The sequence below is a fragment of the Simplicispira suum genome, assembly GCF_003008595.1.
In the GTDB taxonomy this organism is placed as follows: Bacteria; Pseudomonadota; Gammaproteobacteria; order Burkholderiales; family Burkholderiaceae_C; genus Simplicispira; species Simplicispira suum.
In genome coordinates this window covers 3,797,513-3,810,960 of sequence record NZ_CP027669.1, presented here as the reverse complement: position 1 = coordinate 3,810,960, position 13,448 = coordinate 3,797,513, and the positions used below count along the sequence as shown (strand labels likewise).

Sequence of the window (13,448 nt, the reverse complement as noted above, 5' to 3'; positions counted from 1 at the left end):
ACAGCTGCATGGATAACGCATTAGATTTCAACATGACGTTAACGTCAAGTAACTTGCCATTAGGCATTTTCCCTATGCTGTGGGGAATGCAATGGTCTTATGATGCTGACCTTGTTTATTCAACTTTCACAAGGAACACCATGAACCTCCAGGAATGCACCGACGCCATCCGCGCCAAAGTGGGCGACAGCAGCGGCCTAGACGCCGTACTCAAATTCGACTGCGGAGCCGACGGCCAAATCCTTATTGACGGCGTTTCCAGCCCCAACACCGTCAGCAACGAAGACGGCGAGGCCGATTGCACGGTGGAGATCACCCTGGACAACCTGAACAACTTGCTCACTGGCAAACTCGATCCGGTCACGGGTTTCATGGGCGGCAAGTTCAAGGTCAGCGGCGACATGAGCATTGCCATGAAGCTGCAGCGGGTGATCTGACGATGTCCGATGGCCACACGCAGAGCGCGGGCGAGCGCCAGGCTGCGGCCACCGAGGCGGCGCGCCAGGTGCTGGCCGATCACTTCTCGGACGACGTGCACTCCGAGATTTTCGGTGTCACCGAGCTGTGCAGGGCCTTTGATGTAACGCCGCGCACCCTGCGGTTTTACGAAGACAAGGGCTTGCTGAGCCCCAGGCGCATCAATGGAACGCGTGTCTACAGCCGGCGCGACCGTGCGCGCCTGGTGCTGATCCTGCGAGCCAAGGCGCTCGGCTCATCGCTGGCAGAAATCAAGCAGTACCTGGACATGTACGGCCAGGCGGGAGAAGGGCGTGAGCAGCAGCTGCGTTATGTGCTGGAGCGCACGGACGGCGCGATTGCCGAGCTGGAACAAAAGCGCGCCCACATCGAAAGCAGCCTGGCAGAGCTGCGCATCATCAACAGCGGCGTGCGAGAAAATTTGGGCTTGCCACCGCTGGAAGCGGGCTGATACGCCATTGGGAGGCAGGCGCGGCGCCTTTTGACGGGGCAGTCTGGCAATTGCCGGAATAATATGCACTTGCGGCACGACGCTCGCCCTGGCAACGCGCCGCCTGCACACCACTTGCCTGATGGAGCCCATGAACAACGTTCCCGAATGGATTTCGCGCAGCGTGTCGCTGCTGACCAGCGCCCGCTCGGCTGCCGACGCCAATGCCCCTGTGGTCGAAAAGCCGAAAACCGAACGCAGCACCCACGTGCGCTTGCAGGCCTCGATGCGTCGGGGAGAGGAATGCCTCTCACCGCGCGCGCTGCGCCGACTGCTGACGCAGTTGCAGGACGTGATTGCGCCGCGCGTGAGCGAAGTGGAGGGCGGACGCCGCGCACAGGCTCTGGCTGCATGGTACGAAGACGCTGAGCCCGGCGAGCGGCGCGACTTCTGGCTCCTTTTGTGCGAGCAGTTTTCACCCGATGCCTCGCGCTTCAAGACTGCGCGCGAGCGCTACGAGGCCGCCGTCGGCACGCCCAATGAGGCGCAGGCTGAAATAGCGCTGCGCAGGGCCATGACTTCGCCGCGCACGCGCTTGCTGCAACGCTTTGCCGCGTTCCCGGACGGGATGCGCTTTCTCATCGAGCTGCGCGCCGAGCTGCTCAAGGCGCTCAAGACCGACAAGCGCCTGCTGGCGCTGGACGCCGAGCTGGAGCAGCTGTTTTCCACCTGGTTCGACGTTGCCTTTCTGCAGCTCAAGCGCCTGTCGTGGGACTCGCCCGCGTCCTTGATCGAAAAGCTCATCAAGTACGAGGCCGTGCACGACATCCGCAGTTGGGCCGACCTGAAAAACCGGCTGGCGGGCGACCGGCGCTGCTATGGCTTTTTTCACCCGAGCCTGCCGACCGAGCCCTTGATCTTTGTCGAGGTAGCGCTGGTCGAGCACCTCTCGGACAGCATTGCGCCGCTGCTTGACGAGACCGTGGCCCAGGTGCCGCTGGATCGTGCGACCACTGCCATCTTCTATTCCATCAGCAGTACGCAAACGGGGCTGCGCGGAGTGAGCTTTGGTGATTCGCTCATCAAGACCGTGGCCGAAACGCTGAGCGCCGAGTTCCCGCGACTGCGCCAGTTCGCCACGCTCTCGCCCATTCCGGGGTTTCGCGCGTGGTTGGGCAAGAACGCCGCTCAGGCGTCGGAGCGCCTGGACGACAAGCGCCGCGCCGAGCTGGCCGGAGCGCTGGCACTGGATGGACCAGAAGCGCTTACCAGCGCCGCGCTGCTGGCCGCCGCAGAGCAGGCCAGCACGCTGGAAGCCCGTGCGCCCGTGGCCCTGTGGCTGCAGCAATGCGCTGCGCGCTATCTGGCACTGGAAATGGTCGATGGCCGGCCCGTGGACCCGGTAGCGCGCTTTCACCTGGGCAATGGCGCGCGTATCGAGCGCGTCAACTGGGCGGGCGACCGCTCGGCCAAGGGCCACAAACAGGCCTACGGCCTGATGGTCAATTACCTGTACGACTTGAAGCGCATCGACAAGCACCGCAGCCAGTTGGCCGAAGGCAAGATTGCCGCGTCGCGCGAGGTTGAAAAGATGGCCGCTGGCGGCTGACAAAGAAGGACTCACATGGAAACGGGGCATATCCGCATCGAGCCGCTGGAGGGCGTCGCAAGCGGCTGGCGCGTGGTGCTCAGCAACCCCGGCCGCCTCAACGCCATGTCGCGCGCCATGTGGGGCGAATTGAAATCCGCGTTTGAGCAGATCAACGCCGATGCGGGCGTTCGCTGCGTGCTGGTGGAAGGTGAGGGCGGCGCATTTTGTGCCGGTGGCGACATTTCGGAGTACCCGGCGTTTCGCTTTGACGAAGCAGCGCTGCGTGAATTTCACGAAACCGAGGTGTGGGGCGCACTCGCTGCCATGCTGGCTTGCGACGCACCCATCGTCGCCAGCATTGCCGGCGCCTGCATGGGCGCTGGCGTCGAAATTGCCAGCTGCTGCGATATCCGTATTGCCGGCGCGTCGGCCCGTTTTGGCGCACCCATTGCGCGGCTGGGTTTCCCCATGGCACCCCGCGAGGCGCAACTGGTAGCCGGCGCTTTGGGCGAGGCGGTAGCGCGGCAAATGCTGCTGGAAGCGGCCACGTTTTCTGCGGCGGAGATGCAGGCCTGTGGTTTTCTCTCGCGCGTCGTGGACAACGACGCCGTGGCCGCCGAGGCCCTCGCCAGCGCCGGCCGCATCGCTGCCCTCGCGCCGCAGGCGGCGCGCCTGAACAAGCAGACACTTCGGGCCTTAAAATCGCCTTCCACGCTTGCTGGGTATGCGCAAGCTGCTATGGAAGACATAGTAAATAGCGCCTACATGTATGCCGACAGCGCGGAGCACCGCGAGGGCATCGACGCCTTTCTCGCCAAGCGTCCAGCCAACTTCTGATTCGCCATGCCCGCCAATGAGAACCTGTTTGCCGCGCTGCGCGCGGCTTTTCCGGAAGACCTGAGCGCCACCGCCATTGAAGCGATTGCGCCCGATGGCAGCACGCTTTACTACACCTGGGCCGACCTGGACCATGCCAGCGCACGCATTGCCAATCTGATGGACAGCCTGAATCTGCCCCAGGGCGCGCGCGTCGCCGTGCAGGTGGAAAAGTCGGTGGAAACTCTGACTCTGTACCTGGCCACACTGCGCGCCGGGCTGGTGTTTCTGCCGCTCAATACCGCCTACCGCAGTGCCGAGATCGAATACTTCGTGCGCGATGCCGAGCCGGCCGTGGTGGTCTGCACGCCCGCCGCTTTTGGCTGGGTGTCCAAGATCGCATTTCAAGCCGGCACGCAGGCCGTGTACACGTTGGGCGACGACCGCAGCGGCAGCCTGCTGGAGCGCGCAGCCCACCATGCCGAAACGCACACGCCGGCTGTCTGCGCTGCCGACACCCTGGCAGCCATCGTCTACACCAGCGGCACCACCGGCCGCAGCAAGGGCGCCATGCTGACACACGGCAATCTGCTGGCCAACGCCGTCATGCTGAAAGAGTACTGGGGTTGGCGCAAGGACGACGTGCTGATCCACGCGCTACCCATCTTCCACGTGCATGGCCTGTTTGTCGCCATCCACGCTGCGCTGTTGGGCGCCAGCAAAATGCTCTGGTTCGCCAAGTTTGATCCCGCCGCCGTGGTGGCCGCGCTGCCCCGCGCCACGGTCTTCATGGGCGTGCCCACGCTGTACGTGCGCATGCTGGGAGAGACAGCTTTGAACCGCAACGCGGTGTCCAACATGCGGCTGTTCATCTCCGGCTCGGCGCCGCTGCTGATCGAGACCTTCCGCGAATGGCAGGAGCGCACGGGCCACACGATTCTGGAGCGCTACGGCATGAGCGAAACCACCATGCTCACCAGCAACCCCTACGGCCCGGACGCCCGCTACGACAACCAGAGCGAGCGGCGCGGCGGCACCGTGGGCTTCCCTTTGCCTGGGGTGGACCTGCGGGTGGCGGACGCGCAAGACCGGGCGCTCCCCGCCGGCGAGATCGGTGGCATTCAGGTGCGCGGCGCCAGCGTGTTTGGCGGCTACTGGCGCATGCCCGAGAAGACTGCGCAGGAGTTCACGCGGGACGGGTGGTTCCGTACCGGTGACGTGGGCCAGGTCGATGCGCGTGGCTACGTGCACATCGTCGGGCGCAGCAAGGACCTCATCATCAGCGGCGGCTACAACGTCTATCCGGCCGAGATCGAGGGCGTGCTGAACGAACTGCCCGGCGTGCAGGAGAGCGCCGTGGTCGGCGTGCCGCACCCCGATTTCGGCGAGGTCGGCGTGGCGGTGGTGGTGGCGCGGCCAGGCAGTCAGCCGGCGCCCGAAGCCCTGCTGGGCACGCTCAAGACCCAGCTTGCGAACTACAAGATTCCCAAGCACTGCGTGCTGGTTCCCGACTTGCCGCGCAACACCATGGGCAAGGTGCAAAAAAACCTGCTGCGCGAAGCGTATGGCGGCCTGTTTGCGGCAGCCAAATAGCATCTGAAACTATCGAAAAGAGAGCTGCCAGTGCTTACCCAGTAAGCGCTGGAGGCCATTTTCTCTATAAATTTGGCGCTACGCTGCCCATCGCACGCAACAAGCGCACTGCCTCGGCTTCGGGGTCTTGCGCCGCCACCAGCGCGCGCACCACGGCAACCGAGCCCACGCCTGTGTCCAGAATTTCGCGGAACTGCTCCGCGCCAATACCGCCAATCGCCACCGTCGGGTAGTCGCGCAGCAGCGCGGCGTAGCCCTGCAGGCGCGCGACGCCCTGCGGGGCGGTGGCCATGCGTTTCAGCGTGGTGGGGAACACAGCGCCCAGGGCGATGTAGCTGGGCTGGACCGCGTCGGCGCGCAGCATCTCGGCGTAGCCGTGGGTGCTGACGCCCAGGCGCAGGTCGCTGGCCCGCAGTTCCTGCACTTCAGCGGCGCTCAGCGCATCCAGATCTTCCTGACCCAGGTGCGCACCGTAGGCCCCGGCGGTGATGGCTTCGCGCCAGTGGTCGTTGATGAATAGCAGGGCTGGCGTGCCGGCCACGGCATCGACGGCGGCGCGTACCTCGTGGGCAATGGCGGTGGCGTCATCCGATTTGAAGCGCAGTTGCACCGTGGGCACGCCCGCGCGCGCCATGCGGCCTACCCAGGCCGCGTCGGGCAGCACGGCGTACAGGCCAAGCTGCTGCGGGCAGGCGGCAAAGGGTGCGACATGGGGGCGCGGCTGCAGACCAAAATCCTGCGCAACGCTCGGCCAGAGGTCGGGCGCACTGCTGCCGGTGCGCTCCCAGCGCGCCTGCCAGGCATGGGCCAGCACCTGCGCATCCTGGGCAATGAAGCCCAGCGTGCTGCAGGCGGCCAGCGCGGCGCGGTACACCGGCGCGTCGCTCTCAGGCGCGGGGGCAGGCAGCGGCGCGAAAGCGCTGAATTTGGCAGCGTGGGCGCGCTCGATGTCGCGCGCCAGGGCAGTGGACTCTGTCATGCGGGTGCATGGTGCCAGAACGGCGTGCCCAGCACCGGCGTGCTCGGCTGGGCGCTGGCCTGGGGCTGCATGGCGCCGGCGCGGCGCGCGGCGCGGCCGGCGCGCACGGCGTCGGCAAAGGCTACGGCCATGGCAACCGGGTCTTGCGCCAGCGCCACGGCGGTGTTGAGCAGCACGCCATCAAAACCCCACTCCATGACCTGGCAGGCGTGCGAGGGCAGGCCCAGGCCCGCATCGACCAGCATGGGTACGTTGAGCCGGTCGCGCAGCACCTGCAATCCGTACGGGTTGACGGGGCCGCGCCCGGTGCCAATCGGCGCTGCCCAGGGCATGACTGCCTGGCAGCCCACATCAACCAGGCGCTGGCACAGGATCAGGTCTTCGGTGCAGTAGGGCAGCACCTTGAACCCGCTCTTCACCAGCGTCTCGGCAGCGGCGACGAGGTTGAGCGTGTCGGGTTGCAGGGTGTAGTCGTCACCGATCACCTCAAGCTTGATCCACGGCGTGTTGAACACCTCGCGCGCCATCTGCGCGGTGGTGATCGCTTCTTGCGCGCTGTGGCAGCCGGCGGTGTTGGGCAGGACCGGTACGCCGAGTTCGCGCAGCAGCTCGAAAAAGCTCTGGCCGCCTTCTGCGCTGCCGCTGGTCTGGCGCCGCAGCGAGGCGGTCACCATGCCCGGCCTGGCCTGCTGCACGGCGGCCTTGAGTGTGCTGGGCGAGGGATATCGCGCCGTGCCCAGCAGCAAGCGGCTCTGGAAGGTTTCGCCGTAAAGGGTGAGGGTATCGGGAGCGCTTGGGGTGGGGCTGGCGGTGTTCATAAAAATAGGGGCGGCTCAGCCGCCAGTGACGGGGGAGATGACTTCAACGTGATCGCCTGGCTGCAGCAGGTGTTGTGCGTGGCGCGTTGCTGGAACAAAACTGGTGTTCACAGCCACGGCAAACGGCGGCTTGGCGTCCATCGCTGCCAACAGATCGGCCACGCTGGCGCCTGCCTGAAGCGTGCGGGGTAGGCCGTTGACGGTGAGGTTCATGCGGCAAGTTCCTCGGTTGACTCTGCGGTGTCCACCGTCAGGTCAAAGCTGCGTGCCAGCGGCGAATCGCCCGTGGTCAGCAGTTCCAGCACCACGTCGAGCAAGGCCGGCGCAATCATGTAGCCGTGGCGGTACAGGCCGTTGACCTCCAGCACGCGCGGCGTGCGCAGGCGCACGGCGGGCAGGTTGTCGGGCAGCGTGGGTCGGCACTGCGTGGCAATTTCAAGAATGCGCGCCTCGGCAAAACCGGGGTGCACGGCGTAGGCGGCGCTGAGCAGTTCGAGCGCCGAGCGCACGCTCGCGGGCGACAAATCATCCGTTTCGATTTCGGTGGCGCCGATGACGAACACATGGTTTTCCTTGGGCGCGATGTAGATGGGGTAGCGCGGGTGCACCAATCGCGTCGGGCGCGCCAGCGTGACCTCGGGCGCATGCACGCGCGCCACCTCGCCGCGCACGCCGCGCAAGGCGTGCCAGGTGCTGCGTGCGCCCAGGCCCCGGCAGTCGAGCACCCAGCCGGGCTGGCCGCTGGTGCCTGGCGCGAAATCTGCCGGGTCGGCGGCCTGGTTCCAGTGCGTTTTCACGCCCAGCGTCTGCATTTCCAGTGCCAGTGCAGCCAGCAGTTGGCGGTTGTCGAGCTGGCCTTCGCCGGGCAATAGCATGCCGCTGGCAAAGCGCGTCGCCAGTGCCGGCTCGACTTCGGCCAGTCGTGCGGCATCAAGCGGCTCCATGGCGGGGAGTTCCGGCACCTGCTCGCGTGTGGCGGCGAGCTGCTGGCGCAGGCGTGCGGCGTCGGCCGCATCCTGGCGGTGCCAGACGATCAGTGTGCCTTCCTGCTGAAAGAACACCGGGCTGGCCAGCGTGCCCAGGAGTTCCCGCCAGCGCGCCAGCGCATAGCGCCCCATGCGCACCACACCATGCTCGGTGACGGCCGATTCGGCCAGCGGCGCCAGCATGCCGCCAGCGACGCGGGCGGCCGAATGCTCGCCCTCGGGCCCGCCCAGGTCGTAGATGTCGACCTGGTGGCCGGCGCGCGCCAGAGACACCGCAAGCAAGCGGCCCATGAGCCCGGCGCCAATAATGGCAAAGGAGGTTGGTTTTGTCGTCATCGCGTTCCGTCCATATTCACGGACAAAACGGGCACACCGGGATGGTGCCAGTACTGGAAACTCCCCACGCCAGCATGACCTGGATCGGGTAACGGGGCGGTGCACCAACCGGTGGAAGGTGCAACGCGCCCCAGGGTGTTTCTCAGTCCGCGCCAAAACGTTTGAGTTTTTGGCAGGACACCCCTGTTTCGTCCAGCGAGAATTAGAGCACAGCGCCAAAACCACGGCCTTGACATGGCGCAGTGCACACTTGCGTTGAAAGACCACCCAGCATGACCTCAGAACCGCAGACCGAATCCACTTTCTCCCGCTACGTGCGCGTGCTCTCCATTGCCGGCTCCGACAGCGGCGGCGGCGCGGGCATCCAGGCGGACCTCAAGACTTTTGCCGCGCTCGGCTGCTACGGCATGACGGCCATCACCGCCATCACCGCGCAAAACACCCAGGGCGTGCGCGCCATCCACGGCGTGCCACCCGACATGCTGCGCGCGCAGATCGACGCCGTGGTGGAAGACATCGGCGTCGATGCCGTCAAGATCGGCATGCTGCATTCGCCCGAAGTGGTGGCCGTGGTGGCAGACGCCGTGCGCCGCCACCGCCTGCCGCATGTGGTGCTTGATCCGGTCATGGTGGCCACCAGCGGTGACCGGCTGATGGCCGCCGAAACCGTTCAGGTGCTGGTGCGGGATTTGTTCCCGCTGGCCGAGGTGGTGACCCCCAACCTGGACGAGGCCGCGCTTCTGCTCGGCCACGCCATCGCCGGCCCCGAGACGCTTGACGCTGCTGCGCGTGAACTGCTCGCGCTGGGCGCCCCGGCCGTGCTGCTCAAAGGCGGGCATCTCGCGGGCGACGCAGTGATCGACGTGCTGATCGAAACCGGCGGCCGGCTGACCCGGCTGGAAGCCGCGCGCATCGCCACCCGCAACGGCCATGGCACCGGCTGCACGCTGTCGTCGGCGATTGCCGCGCAGCTGGCGCTCGGCCTGCCGCTGGCGCAGGCGGTGCAAGCAGCGCGTGCCTACATCCTGGGCGCGATTGCCGCTGGCGCGCAGGTGCGCACCGGGCAGGGCGCCGGGCCGCTGAACCATGGCTTTGCGCCGGTGGCGCAGTGGGTGCAGCCGTAAATTTTTGGTCTTTTAAGGCTCTAGCGCTTATCCACAAAGCGTTGGAAGCTATAAAAAAGTGAGTAATCAGGCGCTGTGCGTGCGCGTGATCCGAGCGAGCGCAAAGCTCAGCGCCAAGGTCGGCAAAGCCGAGCCCAATGCCGAGCTGAACTGCGGCAGCAGGTGGTAGAAGGCGATTCCGCCGATCCAGATGGCAATTGGCGCCGCATGCGCAGGGCGCGCTCCTTCTACCTGGGCCGCCACGTCGCTGCGCCCTGCGAGGCGCCCGAGAATCGCGCCAAACAGCGGTACGAACACCGAGCTGAGCAGCAGCAAAAACGGCTCCAGGCTGTGCATGGGCAGCACCAGCGCCATGCCGGTGCACAGCAGCGCGATCAGCAGGCCCCACTGGCGCACGCTCCAGCGCGGCAGCAGGCTGTGCGTCGAAACAGCACCCGAATACGCATCGCCATAGGCGTTGTCCACCTCGTCAATCAGGATGAGCGAGAGCGCAATCAGCCCGCCCTGCGCCAGCAGCAGCGCCGTCACCAGGTCGGCGCTGGGCAGCACCAGCGCCACCAGCACACCCAGCGCGTAGCACCAGATGTTGGCCAGCGCATAGCCCGCCCAGGTGCCACGCAGCGCCGCGCTGCCGCTCTTGCCGTGGCGGGCGTAGTCGGCCACCAGGGGCAGCCAGGAGATCGGCATGGCAATCACCAGGTCCAGCGCCGGCAGCACGCCCATGCCGCCTTCGCCGCGCCGCTGCCAAAGGGCTTCGAGCCCTTGCGCCTGCGCCATGCCCAGAAACTTCCAGGTCAGCCAGAGCAAGGAGAGCACCACCAGCGGGAGTGCCACGCGGGAAATGATTTGGCGCACCAGCTGCACCATGGAGCCGCTGATCAGCAGCGTGATCACGCCGCCCCACAGCAGGGTGGCCAGCACCGGCCAGTAGCCCGCCAGCATGGCGCCCGACTGGCGGCCAATCGCCACGGTGGCGTCGCGCATGATCACCAGTTCAAACGTGCCCCAGCCCAGCAGTTGCACGATGTTCAGGATGATGGGCAGCCGCGCAAAGCTGCGTCCATAGACCGCGTGCATCAGTCCGGCGCTGGCCAGGCCGCTGTCGCAGCCGATCTTGGCCACCCAGCCGAGCATGCCGGCGCCAATCAGCGAGCCGCCGACAATGGCGAGCATGGCTTCCTTGGTGCCTAGCGCCGGCATCAGGTAGGCGCCCACCTGCATCACCAGCAGCCCGACGCCCAGGCTGAACCACAGCGCAGCGTGGTCGCGCAGGCCGAAGACGCGCCGGTCGGGCGCGATAGGCGCCAGCGCTTCGTTGGCGGGGAGGGTAGGTGTCGTCATGGCAGCTCCGTAAAGACCTGCGCGGGAGCTGCTGGCGTGCCATGCCGCTGACAATGCGACCTGGCGTGGCGTTCCGGCTTCCCTGCGCGAGGATGACCTCAATCAGGTTCAAAGGGACTCTCTCAGCCCACGCAGCTTGCGCTGCGGGGCACCCCTAGCGAATGCACCGGGTACGTGGTGCGAAGCGGATTCTAGCGGTGGGGCACAAAACCAGCCGGGGTAGTGTGCCGTGGCCCTAACCGTTGACGGAATCTACTTCTTCGGTAGTGAAACCTGCGGGCAGCACAATTTCCAGCATCTCAATGTCCGGGCTGTGGCCCAGTTCGCGGTGGCGGATGCCGGGCGGCTGGTACACGCAGGAGCCCGCCTCCAGGCGTACGGTGCCCTGGCCCTCGTACTCGAATTCAATCCAGCCCTTGAGGATGTAGACGAGCTGGAAGTGCGTGTGGTGCAAATGTGGTTGGCTCGAAAATTCCTGCCCGGCCGCAGCGCGGATGACGTGGGCATCGACGCGGCCTTGGGTGGCGTCTTGGATGCCCAGGTCGCGGTACTCGAAGAACGAACGCAGGCCGCGCTCGAACCTGGCGTCCTTGGCGTGGGTGGCGGTGAAGCCTTGTATGGTCATGGGAATTCCTATCGTAGAAGGGCCTATCAAACGATGACTTTGTCGGCTTTCCGCGCGCCTGTACTGTCTGCGCTTCGTCTTCGCGTACTCGATTGATTGAGAAACCGAATCGGCTGGCGAGTGTCACAGCGTTTGCCAGATGCCGTCGTGCATGCTGCCGGCGATGAAGCAGTCGGCTGCTCCGTTGACCAGCTCCCAGTACTTGGGGTCGGAGGTCATTTTGGCGCTGAGCGCTTCCATCGCCGCCATGTCGGCATAGCGCGTGGACCAGGCGATGCGCTGCGGGTTGCCGCCCACGGGCCGCAGGACCTCGACGTCCAAATGGTGGCTGCTCTTGAGGAATCCCGCAATCTCCTTGGCAAAGGCCATGGCCGCCACCTGCTTGCCGGGTTTGACGCTGGCCACGCGAACGAATGCAATCATTGAAAGCTCCTGGTGCCGCCGATCAAGGGCTTGGACAGAAAGCCTGGCGGCAAGGCTTTCCGCACGGGTGCGGCCATCGGCCGTGCCGCCTGCAGTGTCTGCGCCGCCACCGCTGCTGTCCTTTATCTCGCCTAAACCTTGCTAAGGCGGTCGCGCAGGGGGTAGATTGCGAGACTCTCCACGAAAGCCCCATGCCCGATTCGGTGCTGTTTGGCCGCTTTGCTTTGCTGCTGGACCAGCGCCGGCTTCTGGAAAACCACGCACCGATCAGCCTGGGAGCGCGAGCTTTTGACCTGCTCGCCGCGCTGGTGCAGCACCGTGAACGCGTGGTGTCCAAGGACGAACTGCTCCGCCTGGTGTGGCGCGACGCAGTGGTGGAAGAGAACAACCTCAGCGTACAAATCTCTACCTTGCGCAAGGTGCTCGGTGCCGACGCGCTGCAAACCGTGGCGGGCCAGGGTTACCGCTTCACGCTGCCGGTCAACGCTGAGTCGGCAGCACCTGGTGGCGGCGATCTGGTCCTCGGACTGCCCGACAAGCCATCGATCGCGGTGCTGCCCTTTGACTGCGTCGGCAATGGCTGGGCCGGCATGGACTTTGTCGACGCAATGGGAGACGACCTCATCGACGCGCTTTCGCGCCTGCATTCCCTCTTTGTCATCTCGCGCCACGCCGTACAAAGCTACCGCAGGCGCGCCGTGCACCCACGCGAGGTGGCGCGCGAACTCGGCGTGCGCTACGTGCTCGAAGGCAGCGTGCGCTGCACGGAGGGTGAGCTGCGGATTGATGCCGCGCTGATTGATGCGCTGACAGGCCAGCAAATCTGGAGCGATCGCTATACATCGGGGTTGGGCGATGGCGCAGCATCCCAGTACGAAATCGTCCGCGCCATCGTGATTGCCATGGTGCCGCACATCGAGCACTCCGAGATTGAGCGTGCGCGCCTGCTGCGGCCGCAGGGCAGCAGCGCCTACGCGCTGGCCCAGCGCGCATGGGCGCAGTCGCGCGAGGGCCTCTCGCGCTCCAACCGGGGGGCGCGGGACGCCGCCATCGCGCTGGCGCAAGAGGCGCTGGCCATCGATCCGCGCTGCAGCGCTGCGCAGAACGCCATCGTCGATGCGCTCTCGTGGCACATGTATTTCGACACCGCGCCGCCCGCTGCTCTGGCCGACGCGCTCGACGCCACCGCGCACGCCCTGGCCATCGACAGCAACGATGCGCTGGCCTGGCGTGGCCGGGGCTGGCTGATGCTGGTGGGCGGCAGCCTGCAGGACGCGGTGGCGGATTTCCGGCGTTCGCTGGAACTGAACCCGAACGACGCCGTCACCTTGGCCCGGCTGGGCATCTCCGAGGCCGTCTCCGGCGACCCAGCGGGCGGCGTGGCCCGCTGCATGCATGCGATTCGCCTGAGCCCGCGCGACCCGGCACGTTTCCATCTGCTGGACAACCTGGTGTGGGCACAGTTTGCCGCGCAGGCCTACGACGACGCCATCCACACCGCGCAGCAATCGCTGCGCGAGGCCGATTTTGCGGGCACGCGGCTGTGTCTGGTGCTGTGCCTGGTGGGCGCAGGGCAGTTGGCGCGTGCGGCTGCGCAGTTGAGCGCGTTGAAGGCGCTTGCGCCGGACATGGTCGCCGCCCGGCTGCAGGGGGTGTGGCTGGCGACGGACCCCGAGGTCCGTAGGCGCGAGGAGGCGTCCCTCGCGGCAGCGTTGCAGCGGATGGATGAAGGCTGAGCGATTTGGCTGGTGGGCCGCGCAGGGCACGGGGACTGCACTGAATTCAAGGCAAAAGTGGGCATTAGCGCAGATGCAGCAAGCGCTTTCAGCTATCAAAGCATGAGAACTTTGGGTCGGCTCTCTGCCCCTGTCCTCGCCGGCTTCCGCACTGGAGGCGCTTGGGTCATCCA

General features: G+C 66.1%; 14 protein-coding genes and 1 riboswitch. Of the genes, 7 read left to right on the top strand and 7 right to left on the bottom strand.

Going from position 1 to position 13,448, the window contains the following annotated elements; all coding sequences use genetic code 11:
* Positions 1–140: 140 nt before the first annotated feature.
* The 5 genes from C6571_RS17620 to C6571_RS17600 all read left to right on the top strand — a co-directional run bounded on the left by C6571_RS17620 (position 141) and on the right by C6571_RS17600 (position 4,907).
* Positions 141–437, top strand: coding sequence for an SCP2 sterol-binding domain-containing protein (locus C6571_RS17620; RefSeq protein ID WP_106447846.1), 297 nt, complete (start codon positions 141–143; stop codon positions 435–437).
* Between the two features lie 2 nt (positions 438–439).
* Positions 440–928, top strand: a complete 489-nt coding sequence (locus tag C6571_RS17615; protein WP_106447845.1) for a MerR family transcriptional regulator — start codon at positions 440–442, stop codon at positions 926–928.
* A gap of 130 nt (positions 929–1,058) precedes the next feature.
* Positions 1,059–2,516, top strand: a complete 1,458-nt coding sequence (locus C6571_RS17610) for a malonyl-CoA decarboxylase (protein WP_106448324.1) — start codon at positions 1,059–1,061, stop codon at positions 2,514–2,516.
* 15 nt (positions 2,517–2,531) lie between these two features.
* On the top strand, positions 2,532–3,335 hold the full coding sequence (locus C6571_RS17605) for an enoyl-CoA hydratase/isomerase family protein (RefSeq protein ID WP_106447844.1): 804 nt from the start codon (positions 2,532–2,534) through the stop codon (positions 3,333–3,335).
* Between the two features lie 6 nt (positions 3,336–3,341).
* Positions 3,342–4,907 (top strand): malonate--CoA ligase, encoded by a 1,566-nt coding sequence (locus C6571_RS17600; protein WP_106447843.1) that lies wholly within the window; start codon positions 3,342–3,344, stop codon positions 4,905–4,907.
* A gap of 64 nt (positions 4,908–4,971) precedes the next feature.
* Here C6571_RS17600 and C6571_RS17595 read toward each other — a convergent pair whose 3' ends face one another.
* Genes C6571_RS17595 through C6571_RS17580 form a run of 4 tightly spaced genes read right to left on the bottom strand, consistent with a single transcriptional unit; the run spans position 4,972 to position 8,026 of the window.
* Entirely contained in the window at positions 4,972–5,886 is a 915-nt protein-coding gene (locus C6571_RS17595) for a thiamine phosphate synthase (protein WP_106447842.1), read from the bottom strand.
* Positions 5,883–6,704 carry a thiazole synthase gene (locus C6571_RS17590; protein WP_106447841.1) on the bottom strand — a complete coding sequence of 274 codons (822 nt, stop codon included), beginning with the start codon at positions 6,702–6,704 and terminating at the stop codon, positions 5,883–5,885. Before C6571_RS17590 ends, C6571_RS17595 begins: the two co-directional genes overlap by 4 nt.
* 15 nt (positions 6,705–6,719) lie before the next feature.
* Complete coding sequence (gene thiS / locus C6571_RS17585; protein WP_106447840.1) at positions 6,720–6,917, bottom strand: sulfur carrier protein ThiS; 198 nt, start codon at positions 6,915–6,917, stop codon at positions 6,720–6,722.
* A complete protein-coding gene (locus tag C6571_RS17580) occupies positions 6,914–8,026 on the bottom strand; it encodes an FAD-dependent oxidoreductase (protein ID WP_106447839.1) in 1,113 nt (370 codons plus the stop codon). The genes thiS and C6571_RS17580 overlap by 4 nt, the downstream gene beginning before the upstream one ends.
* A gap of 272 nt (positions 8,027–8,298) precedes the next feature.
* Here C6571_RS17580 and thiD point away from each other — a divergent pair, with 272 nt between their 5' ends.
* A complete protein-coding gene (thiD, locus tag C6571_RS17575) occupies positions 8,299–9,150 on the top strand; it encodes a bifunctional hydroxymethylpyrimidine kinase/phosphomethylpyrimidine kinase (RefSeq protein WP_106447838.1) in 852 nt (283 codons plus the stop codon).
* 66 nt (positions 9,151–9,216) lie between these two features.
* Here the strand turns inward: thiD and C6571_RS17570 are convergent, their stop codons facing one another.
* The 3 genes from C6571_RS17570 to C6571_RS17560 form a co-directional block, all read right to left on the bottom strand.
* Entirely contained in the window at positions 9,217–10,491 is a 1,275-nt protein-coding gene (locus tag C6571_RS17570; RefSeq protein ID WP_106447837.1) for a purine-cytosine permease family protein, read from the bottom strand.
* Between the two features lie 62 nt (positions 10,492–10,553).
* Positions 10,554–10,657: riboswitch (TPP riboswitch) on the bottom strand.
* A gap of 69 nt (positions 10,658–10,726) precedes the next feature.
* A complete protein-coding gene (locus C6571_RS17565) occupies positions 10,727–11,116 on the bottom strand; it encodes a cupin domain-containing protein (protein WP_106447836.1) in 390 nt (129 codons plus the stop codon).
* Positions 11,117–11,239: 123 nt separating this feature from the next.
* Positions 11,240–11,539 (bottom strand): hypothetical protein, encoded by a 300-nt coding sequence (locus C6571_RS17560; protein ID WP_106447835.1) that lies wholly within the window; start codon positions 11,537–11,539, stop codon positions 11,240–11,242.
* 191 nt (positions 11,540–11,730) lie between these two features.
* Between C6571_RS17560 and C6571_RS17555 the strand changes: the two genes are divergently transcribed.
* A complete protein-coding gene (locus tag C6571_RS17555) occupies positions 11,731–13,275 on the top strand; it encodes a winged helix-turn-helix domain-containing tetratricopeptide repeat protein (protein ID WP_170094795.1) in 1,545 nt (514 codons plus the stop codon).
* Positions 13,276–13,448 lie beyond the last annotated feature (173 nt).